The 16,547-nt window shown below is 52.0% G+C and carries 12 protein-coding genes; 10 read left to right on the top strand and 2 right to left on the bottom strand.

All coding sequences use genetic code 11. The annotated features are described in order from the left end of the window. Positions 1-14: 14 nt before the first annotated feature. The 10 genes from ABWO75_RS06325 (at position 15) to ABWO75_RS06280 (ending at position 13,161) form a co-directional block, all read left to right on the top strand. Positions 15-4,805, top strand: a complete 4,791-nt coding sequence (locus ABWO75_RS06325) for an MBG domain-containing protein (RefSeq protein ID WP_353183694.1) — start codon at positions 15-17, stop codon at positions 4,803-4,805. A gap of 29 nt (positions 4,806-4,834) precedes the next feature. Continuing rightward, positions 4,835-5,725, top strand: a complete 891-nt coding sequence (locus ABWO75_RS06320; protein WP_353183692.1) for a PorP/SprF family type IX secretion system membrane protein — start codon at positions 4,835-4,837, stop codon at positions 5,723-5,725. Between the two features lie 437 nt (positions 5,726-6,162). Beyond that, positions 6,163-8,580 carry a TonB-dependent siderophore receptor gene (locus tag ABWO75_RS06315; protein WP_353183690.1) on the top strand — a complete coding sequence of 806 codons (2,418 nt, stop codon included), beginning with the start codon at positions 6,163-6,165 and terminating at the stop codon, positions 8,578-8,580. Between the two features lie 35 nt (positions 8,581-8,615). After that, complete coding sequence (locus ABWO75_RS06310) at positions 8,616-9,794, top strand: PepSY-associated TM helix domain-containing protein (RefSeq protein WP_353183688.1); 1,179 nt, start codon at positions 8,616-8,618, stop codon at positions 9,792-9,794. Beyond that, positions 9,784-9,972 carry a hypothetical protein gene (locus ABWO75_RS06305; protein ID WP_353183698.1) on the top strand — a complete coding sequence of 63 codons (189 nt, stop codon included), beginning with the start codon at positions 9,784-9,786 and terminating at the stop codon, positions 9,970-9,972. The genes ABWO75_RS06310 and ABWO75_RS06305 overlap by 11 nt, the downstream gene beginning before the upstream one ends. A 44-nt stretch (positions 9,973-10,016) precedes the next feature. Further along, complete coding sequence (locus ABWO75_RS06300) at positions 10,017-10,889, top strand: retropepsin-like aspartic protease (protein ID WP_353183686.1); 873 nt, start codon at positions 10,017-10,019, stop codon at positions 10,887-10,889. A gap of 54 nt (positions 10,890-10,943) precedes the next feature. Next, positions 10,944-11,507: an RNA polymerase sigma factor gene (locus tag ABWO75_RS06295; RefSeq protein ID WP_353183684.1), complete on the top strand. Its 564-nt coding sequence runs from the start codon at positions 10,944-10,946 to the stop codon at positions 11,505-11,507. Beyond that, positions 11,488-11,757: a hypothetical protein gene (locus ABWO75_RS06290; RefSeq protein ID WP_353183682.1), complete on the top strand. Its 270-nt coding sequence runs from the start codon at positions 11,488-11,490 to the stop codon at positions 11,755-11,757. The genes ABWO75_RS06295 and ABWO75_RS06290 overlap by 20 nt, the downstream gene beginning before the upstream one ends. 103 nt (positions 11,758-11,860) lie before the next feature. After that, on the top strand, positions 11,861-12,550 hold the full coding sequence (locus ABWO75_RS06285) for an ATP-dependent Clp protease proteolytic subunit (protein WP_353183680.1): 690 nt from the start codon (positions 11,861-11,863) through the stop codon (positions 12,548-12,550). Positions 12,551-12,585: 35 nt separating this feature from the next. After that, positions 12,586-13,161: a lipocalin family protein gene (locus ABWO75_RS06280; RefSeq protein WP_353183678.1), complete on the top strand. Its 576-nt coding sequence runs from the start codon at positions 12,586-12,588 to the stop codon at positions 13,159-13,161. Between the two features lie 78 nt (positions 13,162-13,239). On the opposite strand, the gene ABWO75_RS06275 is transcribed toward ABWO75_RS06280, so the two are convergent. Both ABWO75_RS06275 and ABWO75_RS06270 read right to left on the bottom strand, forming a co-directional pair. After that, positions 13,240-15,009 carry a DEAD/DEAH box helicase gene (locus ABWO75_RS06275; protein ID WP_353183676.1) on the bottom strand — a complete coding sequence of 590 codons (1,770 nt, stop codon included), beginning with the start codon at positions 15,007-15,009 and terminating at the stop codon, positions 13,240-13,242. 141 nt (positions 15,010-15,150) lie between these two features. Next, a complete protein-coding gene (locus tag ABWO75_RS06270) occupies positions 15,151-16,467 on the bottom strand; it encodes an OmpA family protein (protein WP_353183674.1) in 1,317 nt (438 codons plus the stop codon). Positions 16,468-16,547: the final 80 nt, after the last annotated feature.

Genomic DNA, 16,547 nt, shown 5'->3' with positions numbered 1-16,547 from the left:
TTTATAGGAGTGGCATGAGCTGCGAAAACTTCAGTTATTCCCTTTATAGCTGGGCGACGAATTCCAATACGAATAATGGCGCTATTCTTGACGGGTCAGGTGTGACGTACAGTCCAGACATTGTTCCCTACGTGGATAAACTCCGGGAGGAGCGGAATTGGACCTTTCAGTTACTAGAGGAAGGGACCTGTAGTGTTGTACTGCCGGATCCCCCCATCGAACCCGGCGACGACAACACCCTCTATGTAGACATCAACGTGAACACCGCTGCCAGCGGTTACACCGGAACGGGTGATCATTGGGGCAACGCCATCCCCCAACTAGCCGATGCACTGAAATGGGCACGGGAGCAGTACGACGGCGGTAGCCCCCGCTGGACGGAGGCCGAACCGCTTCGCATCTTTGTGGCCAAAGGAACCTATTTGCCTTTATATAGCGCGGCCGACGGGCAGTATACCACCGATGGCGGCCGGGATAATAGCTTTGTGCTCGTGCCTAACGTCCAGCTTTATGGCGGATTTGATCCTTCGGCAGGTATAGAAACGCTGGATGATGCGCGTATCCTGCCGGATATAAACAATTTGGACCAAGGCAGTATCCTAAGCGGCGATTTCAACGGCAACGACAATACAACGAATTATGATAACCATACCGAGAATGCCCATCACGTAACGATTGCCGCTGGAGATGTAGGCAGTGCTCTCATGGACGGATTTACGGTAACGGGAGGCTTTGCTACTGGCAATACGTCGGGACCGGCTGTAATGGGACATACCGTTTATCGATTTTTCGGTGGGGGCACGTATGTCGTCACCTCGTCGCCACAATTTACCCACATGGCCTGGTTTAACAATTTGGGCGAATGGGGAGGCGGGTTGTACAACACGGTTTCCTTTGTAACAGAAAATAGTTCACCGACGTTATCCAACGTGACGTTCTATCGGAACATGGCGCCCGGCGGTGGGGGCGGTGTACGGAATTATGGTGGGTCTGTCGACATCAAGCAGGCCCTATTCGCAGAGAATGGAGCCGGATTGGTTGAAGACGGAACGTCTTCCGGCCCGGGTGGTGGGATACACACCGGTGGAAACGGCACCTCGTTGTCCATAACCAATGCTACCTTCTACGGAAACTGGATTGTCGGGGTTTTTATCCCCCAATTCGATGGGGGTGCCCTATTTGTAGAGCAGACCTCGACCTTGCTGAACAACGTGGTGATATGGGGGAATGAAGTAGAAGGCGATCCGGCCGATCCATCCGCATCCATAGCCGTATCCACTTTGGGCGGCGAGGTAACCGTCGCGAATAGCTTGGTCGCGCATTCGGGTGGAAGCGCGAACTGGAATAATACAATGGGCATCCTGGACGGTGGCAACAACATCGACGCCGATCCGGTATTCGTAAGCAACGTACCCGGCGAAGCGGGCTACCTGCAATTGAGTGCCTGCAGCCCTGCCGTCAGTGTGGGCAGTAACCAAGCTTACGTGGATGCGGGCGGAGATCTGGCAAACGGCCTCGACCTGGGCGGCAATCCGCGGGTGTATAATCTGGTGGGTGACGGCGTGATTGACATGGGTGCCTACGAGTACCAGGGGGAGCGCGTGCTTGTTCAGTCATTGGCCACGCCGGATGCCGTGGAGGTTGCCTATGGTACCGCGCTGGAAGATGTAGAAGGCTTGCCCACCACTGTTACTGCGACGCTGAGTAACGATACGGATGTTTCGATACCATTGGATGGTAATTTGACAAACTGGACATTGACCAGTCCGGCCGGCGGCGCATACGATGGTGCCGTGGCAGGCACCTATGTGTTTGCCGTACCACTGAAGATACCAGAAACCGAATGCTACCTCAATCCGGAGAACCTGCAGGCGGCGGTCACCGTCGTTGTGGCGAAGGGAACACCGGTACTGGAGGCTTCTTGGAACGGTACTTCTATCGACGCGACTGAAGGGCTTTCATTGACATACGGGGACAGCGGTGAGCTGGAGGCCAGTACGACCAATCCGGATGGGACAGTTACCTATGCGCTTGGAGCAAATGACCCGGTTATCCTTGATCTGGATGATTTAGCTGTCGTGGCAGCACAACAGGCTGGAACCGCTACACTGACCATCGAACAGGAAGAGACGGCAAATTACGTAGCCGCATCTATTGAAATTGTCGTTATGGTTGCACCGAAAGCGATTGCAATTGTTCCCTCGGCTGACCAGGGCAAAATATACGGCGCAAATGAGCCTTCAGGATATGGTTATACATTGGCTGAAGAGAATGCGCTGGCATTTGATGATGAACTGTCGGATATCATTTCGGCCGCATCACGCGAAGATGGTGAGGACGTGGGGAGCTATGATATCGAACTGGCATTTGGGGGTAAGCAGGCGGACAATTATGCCATCGCATTTGAAACGGATAATAATGCATTTGAAATAACACCTTTGCAGATTACGGTAACCGCTGCAGACAAGTCGAAAGTATTTGGTTCGGACGACCCGGCGTTGACGTATACTTTCACACCGGAGTTGGTTGGCGACGATGTCTTTACAGGCGGACTTACCCGCGAGGAAGGTGAAGACGTGGGTACTTATGCGATTACCCAGGGTGACTTGTCGGTTGGAGATAATTACGAAATCGCATTTGGGGAAGGAACACTGACGATTACGCCAGCGGGCTACGAAGGCGTTACATTCAATAATGCCTCATCCGTATATGACGGTACAGTACACTTGCTTGAGCTGACCGGTGAATTGCCTGAAGGGGCGACGGTAAGCTATGAAATTGGTGGTGAAGTGGGCAATGGTGCCACGGATGCCGGTACATATGAAATCACGGCCATCATCGATGGTGGGAAGAATTATGAAGATGCCGAACTGACTGCTACATTGACAATTATCCCGCTGGATATGATGGTTACCGCGACAGACAAAACGAAGGTGTTCGGTACCGATGATCCAGCGTTAACGTATACCTTTACACCGGAGTTGATCGGCGGCGACGTTTTCACGGGCGGACTTACCCGCGAGGAAGGCGAAGACGTGGGCACCTATGCAATCACGCAGGGTGACTTGTCAATCGATGATAATTACGCTATTCTTTTTGACCCCGGCACGCTGACCATCATGCCTGCGGGTTTTGAGGACGTCGAATTGAATGACCTGACAGTGACTTACGACGGAACGGTTCATACGCTTGGGCTTACGGGCGACCTTCCGGAAGGGGTAACAGTGAATTATACGATCAATGGCGAAACGGGCAACGGAGCGGTTGACGCGGGTACGTACAAGGTAATTGCCTATATCGACGGCGGGAATAATTACGCCGATATGGAACTGACAGCCTTATTGACGATCAAGAGGGCAGTGCTATCTGATGTGCATTTTGAAGACACAGCGTACATCTACCAAGGTGCCGAACGGGAGATCCTGATTAATGGGGATCTTCCCGTAGGTGCTGATGTTAGCTATACCAATAATCGCCATAAAGATGTGGGTGAATATACAGCTACCGCAACCCTAAGTGGAAATAACTATGAGTCTCTGGAATTACAGGCAAAGCTGGTTATTCTTCCATTGAAGCTGGTTGTGACGGCAGATAATATACAGAAGATGTATGGTGCCGCTGATCCGAAGCTGACCTATACGGTTGCGCCCGCATTGGTCAGCGGAGATGCTGTCACGGGTAGTTTAACCCGCGAAGATGGAGAGGCAGTAGGCGAATACCTGATTATGCAGGGTAATTTATCGGCCGGAGGTAACTATGAAATTACGTTTGAGGCGGGCACATTGACTATTATCCCGGCGGGCTACGAAGGCATTGTGTTTGATGATGCTTCTTTCACCTATGACGGCGGGGCGAAGTCGCTGCGGGTTGCCGGGGATGTTCCTGCCGGCGTAACGGTAAGCTATGAAAACAACAGCCGCACGGATGTGGGCAGCCAGCGGGTAACAGCTACCGTGAGCGGGGCTAATTACGAGAGTCTGGTGCTTACCGCAAACCTGACGGTCACGCCGGCGGACCGGTCGCTGGATTTCCCGGCGCTTACGGGGAAAACGTACGGCGATGCGGACTTTGCCGCCGGGGCAACGGCCAGTACTGATGAGGAGGTAAGCTATACGAGCAGCGATGCCGCAGTAGCCGAAATCCGCAATGGGCAAATCCACATCACGGGGGCAGGTACAGCCACGATCACGGCGACGGTACCGGAGAACGGGAACTACGCCAGCCGCCCATCGGTCAGCCGGGTGCTGACGGTCGGGAAAGCCAGGCAGGTGATCACGTTCAATGCCCCTTCGGAAGTGAACCGCGATGCGGGGAGCATCGTGCTGGATGTGAGTTCCAGCAGCGGCCTGCCGGTAGCACTGACGGTGGACGACGGACAGGTGGCCACCCTGGAGGGCAGCACGCTTGTGATCCACCGGCTGGGTACGGTACGGATCACGGCCACCCAGGAAGGGGATGCCAACCATGATGCTGCCGGACCGGTGACGGTCACGGTGCGTGTGGTTGACCCTTCGGCGAGCCTGCCGGTTCGTGTCGCGATGGTGATCTCCCCGAACGGTGACGGGATCAACGAATTCCTGATGATCGAGGGGATCGGGGATTACCCCGAGAACCGGCTGACGATCGTTAACCGGAACGGTACGCTGGTCTGGGAAGCGGGCGGCTACGACAACAGCCGGGTGGCGTTCCGCGGGCGGCTCACGGGCGGCCACAATGCCCCGGCAGGGACCTACTTCTATATCCTTGAGGTAAAAGTCGACGGCCGCTGGAAGCATGAGAAGGGTTACTTTGTGCTGCGGTACTGATTAGTGGCGTCACAGAAAAACAACGAGCGATGAAAAAGATACTATTGATGGTAATATTGGCGGCAACGGCTTTTACCCTGCGGGCGCAGCAGCCGCTTACGCACACACAATACGGCGCCCAGCGCACGGCTGTCAACCCGGCGCTGAGCCTGCTCCGCCCGGAGGGTGAGGTGTCGTTCCTTGGCCGGCGGCAGTGGGTCGGGATCGAGGGAGCCCCGACGGCCTTCTGGGGGAGCGGGCATATGGGTTTCCGGAAAATGGGTTCAACGGCGGGCGTCAATATCCGCCACGAGCGGCTGGCGGTTGAGCGGCTGACGGAGGCAAGCGCGTTTTTCGCCAAGGGTATCCGCATCTCGGAGAGCGAGTATGTTGGGTTATCGCTGAATGCGGGTTTCAGTTACCTGGACGGCCGTTTTTCGCAGCTTGACCCGGGGGACCCGGCCTTCCGTGATGATGTCAGGGAGACGGATGCTGTTGTTGGTTTCGGGGTTGCTGTTTACCGTCCGGGCCGTTATTATGTCGGTTTGTCGCTTCCGCGCCTGATGCTTGGCACGCTTGGCGTTGGTGCGGAGAGCCGGTATGACTTCCGCAACCAGTACCACCTGACTGCCGGGGCGCTTTTCCGGCTCGGGGCCGACTTCGGATTCCGTCCGTCGCTGCTGGTCACGTATGCGGGGAACCTCCGTCCGCAGGCGGATGTTCAGGCGATGTTCTTTGTTGGTGAGGTATTCGGCCTGGGGCTCAATGTGCGGAGTTACGGTGACCTTGCGGGTCTTGCGGAGTTCCGTTTCGGGGGTTTCGGTGTGGGTTACAGTTACCAGTTCAACCCGGGCAATGAACCGCTGAACCGCCGGATGAACAACAGTACCCATGAGATCGGACTGCAATACCGTTTCGGGGGAACGAATAGCTTGCTTTAATCCACTCGTCTTTTCATTGCGATTGGTTCGTTATCCGGCCGTAACACGTTCGCTTTGCGAGCAGGGTGCAGCCGGACTTCCACTACGGTGACAGCACTCTCCGTCACTTGGGACGTGGACTCACCGTGGACTCACCGTGCTCACAGGGTGCACACATAACGAAGCAATGTCGAAGCGCCGTCGGATACGCACCCTAACAGTCCATACGGACGTACTGATTTCCATTTTTGCAACATCACACTTTCCCATCCAACCTGAGCATGAACCAATGCTTATTTGGAAAAAAAGATCGATTAGCCTGGCTGAGAATGGAGCTGTCCGGCTATTTTGTTACTCATACAGAAGTGGTTAGCTATTTTTTTTATAAATTAATTTAGCGATTTGTTGTTTAGATTTAATTTAAATAATAATTTTACCCGCTCAAAAAATCAAAATAAATGAACCAAAAATATTACTACACTTTTTTACTGCTGCTGGTTACCACATTTGCATCTGCCCAGACCGGAACCATTACCGGTACCGTTACTACGTATGACGGCCGGCCGGCCGAATCGGTAAACGTAACAGTAAATGGAACCAACCGTGGTGCCACCGTCGGGCGCAATGGAAATTATCAGATCAATAACGTACAACCGGGCAGGCAGACAGTCGTTGCTTCTTTTATTGGTCTCGAAACGCAGGAGCGAACAGTAACCGTACAGGCCAATGGAACGGTGACGGTGAATTTTATCCTGCGTGAAAATTCGGCGCAGCTCCGCGAAGTGGTCGTTTCTTCACAACGACCGGCTAATAAGCCGACGAATATTGCCAAAATGCCGTTGAAGAACCTGGAAAATCCACAAGTATACAATGCTGTTTCTGCCGAGTTGATGAAACAGCAGGTAATCAGCAATTACGATGATGCATTCCGCAACGTGCCCGGTATTACCCGTACCTGGGAGGCCACTGGGCGGGCGGGCGATGGTGCAGCTTATTTCGCGTTGCGGGGTTTTGATGCTCAACCGGCGCTTACCAACGGACTACCGGGGCTGACCAGTGGTAATCTTGACCCGGCGAACGTGGAGGAAATTCAGGTGATGAAAGGGCCATCAGGCACCCTGTTCGGAGGTAGTTTTTACAGCTATGGCGGCCTGATCAATACCATTACCAAAAAGCCTTACGATGGCTTTGGCGGTGAGGTGGCTTACAACTTGGGCAGTTTTGGCCTGAACCGTATTACCGCGGACATTAATACACCGCTAAGCAAAACAGAGAAGATTACCATGCGTGTTAACGCCGCCTACCATTCGGAGGGCAGTTTTCAGGATGCGGGATTCAAAAAGTCATTTTTTATCGCGCCCACACTCGCATATGAAGTGAATGATCGGTTGTCTTTTCAGGTGCTGGCCGAAATCCTGGAGGAAGAGCGCGCCGTAGCCCCGGTATTTTTTCATTCCGACCGGATAAGTCCACTTGACTTTACCACCATTGAGGAATTGAACCTGAACAATTCGCTTTCGTTTACCAGCAATGACATTACGATAAAAAACCCGAAGTACAACCTGCAGGCACAGCTTGTCTATAAACTATCTGACCACTGGACATCGCAGACGGTGGTATCCCGCGGGACGATAAAATCCGATGGCTATTATACATACCTCTGGGATGATGTAGCCGGTGATAACGACTTTAGCCAGTATTTCCATAAGGAATTGCAGACGACGCACACAACAAATATCCAGCAGAACTTCAATGGCGACTTCCAAATTGGAAACATGCGGAACCGGCTGGTAGCCGGACTCGATTATTATCGTCGCGATATCGTCGACAATGGATCAGGGTGGGGATGGGCCCGCAACGTAACGCCACAGGGCGACGTCAATTACATCGACCCATTTACGGGCGAAGAAATGCCGCCGGTATACCTGACCAAGGCCTCCGTGGAAAACCTGCTGGGTAACCTGGAAGGAACGATGAGTAATATCTCCAATAGTGCGTATGGTGCTTATGTGTCCAATGTGCTGAATGTTACCCCCGGTATCCTGGCCATGGTAAGCCTGCGGGCGGATTATTTTGATTCGATGGGAGAAAAGAATACCGATGAAGATGATTTTGACCAGTTTGCGCTGTCCCCGAAATTTGGACTGGTGTACCAACCGGTGCTTAATAAAGTGTCCATTTTTGCCAGCTACATGAATGCATTCATCAATGTGGCACCGGCACAGGTGTTTGACCAGGACGGTAGTTTTCTGCGGGTGCAATCCTTCAAACCCGAACAGGCTAATCAGTGGGAATATGGGGTCAAAACCAATCTGTTTGCTGATAAACTGTATGCCACGGTATCGCTTTATGACATCAAAGTATCCAACCGGGTATATCCGGACCCGGCTAACCCCAACAATTCCGTGCAGGGGGGTAAAGTGGGGAGTAAAGGTGTGGAATTTGACCTGAATGCGCAGCCTGTTGCCGGGCTGAACCTGATTGCTGGCTACAGCTATAACGAAACGAAGGTGATTGAAGGCAATGACAACGATTTTTATTCGGAACCGGGAAGGAGTCCGGGCGGACAGGGACCGCAGAACCTGGCCAACCTCTGGGCCACCTATCGGTTTTTGAATGGCCGTTTGAAAAATTACGGTATTGGAATCGGGGGCAATTACGCCAGCCGGTATAAGGTAATTGACAACAGCCAAACGGGTAATTTTTACCTGCCGGAATATACCCTGTTGAATGCGAGCCTATTCTATAATGGTGAACATGTGCGCATCACCTTTAACGTGAATAACCTGGCTGATGAGGAGTATTATATCGGTTACTGGTCCGTAAATCCGCAAAAGGGGCGTAACGTGGCTGCCAGTATAGCCTATAAATTTTAATTTTACCCGTTAGGGAAATTAGTTAACTTCCGTAAGTGAAAGCTCAGACAATAAGGAACTGGTTCAACATCCACAAGTGGACGAGCCTCGTCTGCACCGTATTTCTGCTGATGCTGTGCATTACCGGGCTGCCGCTGATTTTTTACGAGGAAATCGACCACTTGATACACGATGAACTTGCGGTGTCTGCCCCGGGACCGACACCACTGACCAAGGATGTAGTCCTGCAGGCGGCAATGGATGAGATTCCCGGAAAGGAAGTGAAATACATATTCTGGGATCAGGATCATCATCCCGGACAGATGTTTGTCACCTTGGCCGACTCTGCGGAGGCGCCGATTGAGGCCGACCATTACCTGACCATGGACGAGCACTCGGCTACCGTGCTGGAGACACCGCCCAACGAGATGGATTTTATGCTGGTCATGTATTACCTGCATGTGGAACTGCTGGCCGGGGTGCCGGGAATGCTGTTCCTCGGTTTTATGGGGTTGCTGTTTTTTGTGGCCATCGTATCGGGTGTGGTGCTGTATGGCCCGATTATGAAGCGCTTTGACTTTGGTATGATCCGGACAGAAAAATCAAGTCGGCTACGGTGGTTGGACCTGCACAACCTGCTGGGTATCGTAACATTGACGTGGGCGTCTGTGGTTGGATTAACCGGGGTGATTAATACACTGGCCACGCCGGCACTGGAAAGCTGGCGTGCCGGACAGTTAGCCGAAATGGTCGCCGCTTATGAGGGGCAACCAAGGGTAAGGGGAGCGCTCAGCTCCCTGCAGGCAGCGCTGGATACGGCGCAGGCTGCTGCACCGGGTATGGAGGTATCATTTGTGGCATATCCCGGTACGCTTTATTCCAGCAACCACCATTATGCCGTATATATGATCGGAACCACACCGCTTACCTCCAGAATCATCAAACCGGCACTGATCGATGCCAAAACGGGCGAACTGACCGACATGCGGGATATGCCGTGGTACCTGAAAACCATTTTTGTTTCACAGCCTTTTCATTTTGGGGATTATGGTGGCATGCCGATGAAAATTTTATGGGCGCTGTTCGATATATTGACTATTGTTGTGCTTGTTTCCGGCTTGTATCTTTGGTTCGCAAGACGCAGGGCCAAAGCCGAACAGCTGAAACGGATGGTCAAAAATGCGGAATCTGCGGAGTCATTAACCCTCTCAACCATTGAAGAAGATGCTGAATAACCGCAACACATGGACGCGCTTATGGGGTATGCCGGTTTTGCTGGGCGTGATTACCATGCTGGGTTTATTGACGGCCATCACGTCTGCGGATGTCACCTGGCATGCGGTATCGTGGGTTTTGCTTGCCATCCCGCTTTATGTGATGATCAGATACGGCATGCCGTTTTTCCGCCGTTAGTGCGTGCCCCCATCTTTCCTTATATTTGCTGAAAAACAGCACGAATGGGACGTTCCCGATTGTTAATTACGCTAATGTTGCTGCTCACCGGCCGGACGGTATCGGCACAGTCGCTGCAACCGATTCCCTTCACCTTATTGGAGTCGGGCCACATCATCATGCGGGCAACGTTTGATGGTGTCACCGGAAATTTTATATTTGATACGGGTGGCGGCCATAACCTGCTTTTCGATCGTTTTGCTGAGCAGCTCGGGAAATCGCATAAAACACATCATTTCTTTACGGCGCACCGCGCTACCGGAGAGGCATTGACTGTGCCTGTCTATGAAATAGACTCTTTGAGGATAGGGAATCTGGTACTTACCAGTCAGGTGTATAGTACCTTCGATATGGATATCGAGGGGATCGATGGCATACTGTCGCTCCAGCCTTTTGAGCATACGCCGGTTACCATAGATTTTGAAAACCGGACGCTTTCTTTCGATCCGCTTACGGAGGCACAAAAGCAAGCTTTTATCGATATCCAGGTGGCCGATTACGCCGGCAAAGCCCTGGACATTTTTACCAACGTACGCGTGAATGATACACTGACTATTCAAGTGTTGCTGGATTCCGGGGCCGGTAACGGTTCGTTTTGGTTCAGTACCCGGCTGATGGATGCGCTGAAGTTGAATAAAAATACGTTTGAGGAAACTGAACGGCAAAGCGAATTCGATGCAGGTAGGATTGATCGGTTTTATCGTGGGCCGCTGCAGGCACTCGCAACGGAAGGTGGCCAGGTACGTCTACAGAATTTCAGCGCGCTGTTTGTTGATGGCCTGATTTATGAAGGAAAAACCGGAATTGACTGGCTCGGTAAGCAAATAACAATCAGCATTCCTGACAGACGGATTTACCTTTTGGCAATAAAAAAATAAGTTTCCGGGTGATCTTTACCGATAAAACCGCACATATTAGAAAAGGAAATGCGGATGAGCAGAACAGAAACACGTGATGAATGGGCGGCCGACCGACAGGCAGTTTTCATGACGTTATATAAAAAATGCTTTCCATCGGTGGCCCGTTACATCGCAAAACGGGGAGGTACGCTGGATGAAGCGGAAGATGTCTTCCAGGATGCATTGCTGGTGTTTTATGAAAAGACGCAGCTTCGCCTGGTGCAGGATGAAGGTGCATACGTTTTCGGTATTGCGCGTTACTTGTGGAAAAAGCGATACCGCGAGCATCAGCGGCAGACATCACTTGACGAATTGATGGCTGGATACCACGGGGAAGAGCAGGGAAATGAATGGTCTCAGCCTGCTGAGCAACAGATCGTTTCGCAGCGCGTCGTGCGTATACTGCATGCTGCGGGGCAGCAATGCATGCGGCTGCTTACTGCCTTTTACTACGAAAAGCTGAATATGGTGGAAATCGCTTCACGCTTCGGGTTTTCGGGGTCGCGTTCGGCGACCGCACAAAAATTCAAATGCTTGCAAAAGGTGAAACAGTTGGTCAGACAAAAATCGTTGCAGTATGAAGATTTCGTTGAATGAGTGGCAACAGCGGGAAAACTGCCTGCTGGGGGATGCGTCGGGTGAACAGCAGGCATTGTTTGAGGCCAGGCAGCTTTTGGATCCTGAATTCCGGGAAGCTGTACATTGGCAACGCGCCGCTTACACGGCCATTCGCGCATGCGGCCGTGCGCAATTACGCAGTGAACTGAAACAGCTACACCAAACACTTTTTACTACATCCGAACACCGGACGTTTGCCGAAAAGATACGGGCGTTCTTCCGTAAATAATTCCTTTCTGCTTTAGATTTTACATGAAACACATCGCAAAATCGATGTGCGGGCATCGCCATGGCTAATTATTTGATTATCAATTTAATTAATAAGTGTAATTATGAGTGAATATAACAATGAATTCCGGAAATACGCAACACGCCATTTAGGGATCAGCGGCACTGTGATCGATCCGTTTATTTCGCACAGCCGCCGGCTGGCGCTGCCCACGGCGATGACACCTTACATCACTGAGGAGCGGCAGCTCAATGTGGCACAGATGGATGTGTTTTCACGCCTGATGGTAGACCGGGTGATTTTTCTTGGCGAACCCGTGGACGACCGGGTGGCTAATATCATTCAGGCACAATTGCTTTTTCTCCAATCGGTTGACGCTAAAAAAGATATTCAGCTATATATCAATTCTCCGGGTGGGTCTGTTTATGCCGGGCTGGGTATTTACGACACCATGCAGTATATCGGTCCTGATGTGGCTACCATTTGTACCGGAGTTGCACTCTCGATGAGCGCCGTATTGCTTTGCGCTGGAGCCGCCGGCAAGCGGGCGGCACTGAAACACTCCCGCGTGATGATCCACCAGCCTTCGGGTGGGATGCAGGGTACAGCCGCGGATATGGATATCAGCACCCGGCAGATCCTCAAAATACAACAGGAACTATATGGTATTATTGCGGAGCACAGCGGACAGCCCTACGAGCGGGTGAACACCGCCTCCGGCCGCGATTATTGGATGACAGCAACAGAGGCGAAAGCGTTCGGAATGGTAGATGAGGTAGTAGGAAGCAGTTAAGCCAAACTTTTTGCCACGACTGTTGTTAGCCTGGAATGAACAACAGATTAATTGGGTATATCGGAGCCCTGGCATTGGCGGGCGCTGGTGTAATGCTGTACCAGTCGCGGAAAACAATCCCGGAAAAAGCACAACCGGTACAGCCATTTGATGTCAAGAGGTATCTCGGAAAATGGTATGAGATTGCACGGATCGATCATCGTTTTGAACGGAACCTGAACAATGTTACTGCCGAATATGGACAGGCGGCTAATGGACGTATCCGGGTGCTGAACCGTGGATTTAATACCAAGACCGATCGCTGGGAGCAGGCGGAGGGAAAGGCGATGTTTGTGGGTAACACTGCTGAAGCCCGGTTGAAAGTTTCTTTTTTCGGCCCATTTTATTCGGGATATAATGTAATTGCCATTGATCCGGATTACCGGTATGCGCTGGTTGCCGGTGAAAACCTCCGTTACCTCTGGATGCTGTCGCGTGAAACGACGATCCCGGATACGATCAGAGACAAGTACCTTCAAGTGGCGCGGTCCGTTGGCTATGACACCGGCACGCTGACCTGGACCGAGCACGACCGGGAGCAGCAGGAACCACACGTGCAGTGGGGTGATTGATTGCGAAAACGTGTGGATGGATTAAAAAAAAGGCCATCCACTTTATGTGGAAGGCCTTTATGACTATATAGCAAGCGGTTACCAGCGGCTTTTTTCCCGGCGTTTGCTCGAGAAGTCGCGGAATCCGCCACCACTGTTATGGTCACGGCGTTTACGTCCTTCGCCACCACCATTGCGGTAAGGTTTGCCGCCGCTGCGTTTTTCTCCATGGCTGTCCCCGGCATTTTCTACCCGGACGGAGCGGCCATTGAAATCAACTTGCTGAAATCCACTGAATACCTTGTCCACTGAAGTGTTTTCCACTTCAAAGAACGTGTAAACACCTTTAAGATCGATTTTGCCGATGGCTTTTCCGCTGATCCGCGTGTTATTGCAGATATAGCCCAGCATATCGCCCCGGGTAAAGTTATCGACCGACCCGAGGTTAATGAACAGCCGCGTGTAGTCGGATTTATAACCATCACGTCCAAAACGCTCGCTGCGGCCTTTGCGGTCGCCCCGGTTTTCGCGGCTTTCGCTTGCGTCAACGTTGAGGTCGGGTGCATGTTGGTAATATTCGAGGAACCGGTTGAACTCAAGCGATGTAAACCGCTTGATGATTTCTTCCTTGCTCAGCTCGGCGAAACTATCCATGATCTGCGGCAGGTATGGGTCGATATGGTCATCATTCACGGCCACCTGCTGTACCTTGTTGATCAGTGCAAACAGCTGTTTTTCCACTACATCAGCCCCTTTCGGTACATCCATTTTTACAAAAGATTTACCGATGACCTTTTCGATCTGGCGGATTTTGCCCAGCTCCTTCAGGTTAACGAGCGAAATAGATACCCCGGTCTTTCCGGCACGTGCTGTACGGCCGCTCCGGTGGGTGTAATTTTCAATTTCATCCGGTAACGAAAAGTTGATTACGTGGGTCACGTCGTTTACGTCGATGCCGCGTGCGGCCACATCGGTCGCGATGAGCAGCTGCAGGCTGCGGTCGCGGTAGCGTTTCATGACCTTATCGCGTTGCTGCTGCGAAAGATCGCCATGCAGTGCGTCGGCATTGTAACCGTCCTTGATCAACGCTTCGGCAATTTCCTGTGTCTCTACCTTGGTGCGGCAAAAGACAATACCGAAAATCTCGGGACTCGAATCGACAATGCGCTTAAATGCAGCGTATTTGTCGCGGGCCCGGATCACATAGTAATGGTGTTCGATGTTGGCGTTGCCGCTGTTTTTGGTACCTACGGTAAGCTCAAACGGATCGGTCATGTAATTCTTGGCGATCCGGCGCACTTCTGCGGGCATGGTGGCTGAAAACAGCCAGGTCTTTTTCTCTTCGGGAGTAGTAGACAGGATATTGTTGATGTCTTCCTGAAAGCCCATGTTGAGCATTTCATCGGCTTCATCCAAAACGACATACTTTACTCCGGAGAAATCGATGGCATTACGGCCAATGATGTCAAGCATACGGCCCGGTGTGGCCACAACGATCTGCACACCACGGCGGATCTGCCGTAACTGGTCGCTGATGCTGGCGCCACCGTAAACGGCAACGACATGTACATTAGGAATGTTCTTGGCAAATTTTTCAATGTCTTTGGCGATCTGCAAACACAGCTCACGCGTAGGGCATAAAATCAATGCCTGTGGGTGTTTCTGTGAAAAGTCCAATAGTTCGAGGAGGGGCAGACCAAAAGCTGCGGTTTTGCCGGTACCGGTTTGGGCTAATCCGACAAAATCGTTGCTGCCAGTAAGGAGTACGGGAACGGCTTGTTCCTGAATGGGAGTGGGTTTCTCGAAGCCCAGCTCACTGATGGCATTAACAATATCATGACGGATCCCAAGTTCAATAAATGGGTTCATCAATATTTTATATACAATAGGCACTATTGCCTAAGGCGGTGCAAAGGTACGGTTAATTAATGATAGATGCAAACATAAAATCACCACATAAGAAAAGCGCCGGTACATCTACCGGCGCTTTGGATTAAAGGTTATAACCAATTAATACAGTGTAAATTCCACCCGGCGGTTCTGCTGCCGTCCTTCGGCGGTCGCATTCGTGGCAATGGGTTGGTTCGGCCCGTATCCGGTCGCCTCAATGCGCGACGGGTTGGCTCCCTTGCTTACGAGGTAGGCTTTTACCGATTCGGCACGGCTTTTAGACAGCCGCAGATTCGTTTGCAATGATCCGGTGTTGTCGGTGTGTCCGGCCAGTTTGAGACTAAAGTTCTTTTCGATCAGCAATGCTGCAACTTTATTAAGGCTGGCGTGTGAAGTAGCGCGTATAGTTGACTTGCCGGTATCGAATTCCAGGTTCTGGATGGCTTCGTCGACCACGCGTCGATCTGCTTCCGTTACAACAACTTGCTGTACCACGGGGGCTTTAGCTTCCGGCAGTGGGCAGCCGGCGCCGTCTACCTTGGTTTTTTCCGGTGTGTCCGGACATTTGTCAAATTTGTTGGCTACGCCGTCGCCATCATCGTCGGCAAGGTCGCTGGACAGCTGCGCAAACTCCGCGCTGAGTTTCTTATTCTCTGCCTGCTGGGCTTCCAGTGCAGATTTTACTGCGACCAGCTCATCATATTGTGCCTGGTATTCCCGACGCATGCCGGCTACCGGGTTGCTGTTGGCCAGCGCCGGCTTGGTTTTGTCGCCGATGGCAAACTCTACACCGATATGGGTGTAGGAAAACAGGTCTTTCTGTCCGCGCCGGTTAAGTCCGTCGACCTCCGGTGAATTTACCGCGTTAAGGCGGTATCCAAGGTCGATGTTAATGTCGGGGGACACGGCAAATTTTAGGCCTGCGCCGACCGGAATAAACGCTTCCGTACGGGTTTCCTGTGTAGTAGTGGTACCGCCGATGGTGGCGGTTGGCTCAAACGCCATGGCACCGATACCAGCATTCAGGTAAGGTTTGATAATGCCCTGATGATGCCTCCAGTTGATGTTGGCCAGGGTAACATGGGCAGAAAGCGCCGCAGACCAGGGAATTGAGGTCTCGAACGTGTTACTGTTGTTGCTATTGCTGCCCCCTACTTTGCCGCCGAAATATTCGGCCTGGATACCCAGTCCCGGCAACACTTGGCGCTTTACGTATAGCGCGTAGCCTAGGTTGTGCTCCAGCTTGTTGAAATTTCGGCGGAAGCCGATCAGGTTTGATTGATTAACCAGTCCCAGATTTACACCGATGGACCATGTGCGGTATTCCGACTCGGGTGCAAAGGGGCTGACTTCGTTTACGGTTTGCGCACTTAGGTGCGTGGTGGCCAATGTGCTTGCAACGGCAAGCAATCCGGCTGTTTTCAGGTTAATACGCATGTTGATAGGATAGAAGTTTATATTTCATTTGTTGTTTTTACACGGGCTGTGCAATTAGCGAGCCAATTAATTTTAATAAT

Origin of the sequence: Parapedobacter lycopersici, from assembly GCF_040395035.1 — a bacterium.
GTDB classification, from domain to species: domain Bacteria; phylum Bacteroidota; class Bacteroidia; order Sphingobacteriales; family Sphingobacteriaceae; genus Parapedobacter; species Parapedobacter lycopersici_A.
This window is presented reverse-complemented; position numbering and strand designations above follow the sequence as displayed.

Excerpts from the sequence above, each read along its gene's own strand:
- ABWO75_RS06270 (WP_353183674.1), bottom strand. The coding sequence starts at position 16,467 with ATGCGTATTAACCTGAAAACAGCCGGATTGCTTGCCGTTGCAAGCACA.
- ABWO75_RS06280 (WP_353183678.1), top strand. The coding sequence starts at position 12,586 with ATGAACAACAGATTAATTGGGTATATCGGAGCCCTGGCATTGGCGGGC.
- ABWO75_RS06305 (WP_353183698.1), top strand. The coding sequence starts at position 9,784 with ATGCTGAATAACCGCAACACATGGACGCGCTTATGGGGTATGCCGGTT.
- ABWO75_RS06300 (WP_353183686.1), top strand. The coding sequence starts at position 10,017 with ATGGGACGTTCCCGATTGTTAATTACGCTAATGTTGCTGCTCACCGGC.
- ABWO75_RS06315 (WP_353183690.1), top strand. The coding sequence starts at position 6,163 with ATGAACCAAAAATATTACTACACTTTTTTACTGCTGCTGGTTACCACA.
- ABWO75_RS06290 (WP_353183682.1), top strand. The coding sequence starts at position 11,488 with ATGAAGATTTCGTTGAATGAGTGGCAACAGCGGGAAAACTGCCTGCTG.
- ABWO75_RS06295 (WP_353183684.1), top strand. The coding sequence starts at position 10,944 with ATGAGCAGAACAGAAACACGTGATGAATGGGCGGCCGACCGACAGGCA.
- ABWO75_RS06325 (WP_353183694.1), top strand. The coding sequence starts at position 15 with ATGAGCTGCGAAAACTTCAGTTATTCCCTTTATAGCTGGGCGACGAAT.
- ABWO75_RS06285 (WP_353183680.1), top strand. The coding sequence starts at position 11,861 with ATGAGTGAATATAACAATGAATTCCGGAAATACGCAACACGCCATTTA.
- ABWO75_RS06320 (WP_353183692.1), top strand. The coding sequence starts at position 4,835 with ATGAAAAAGATACTATTGATGGTAATATTGGCGGCAACGGCTTTTACC.
- ABWO75_RS06275 (WP_353183676.1), bottom strand. The coding sequence starts at position 15,009 with ATGAACCCATTTATTGAACTTGGGATCCGTCATGATATTGTTAATGCC.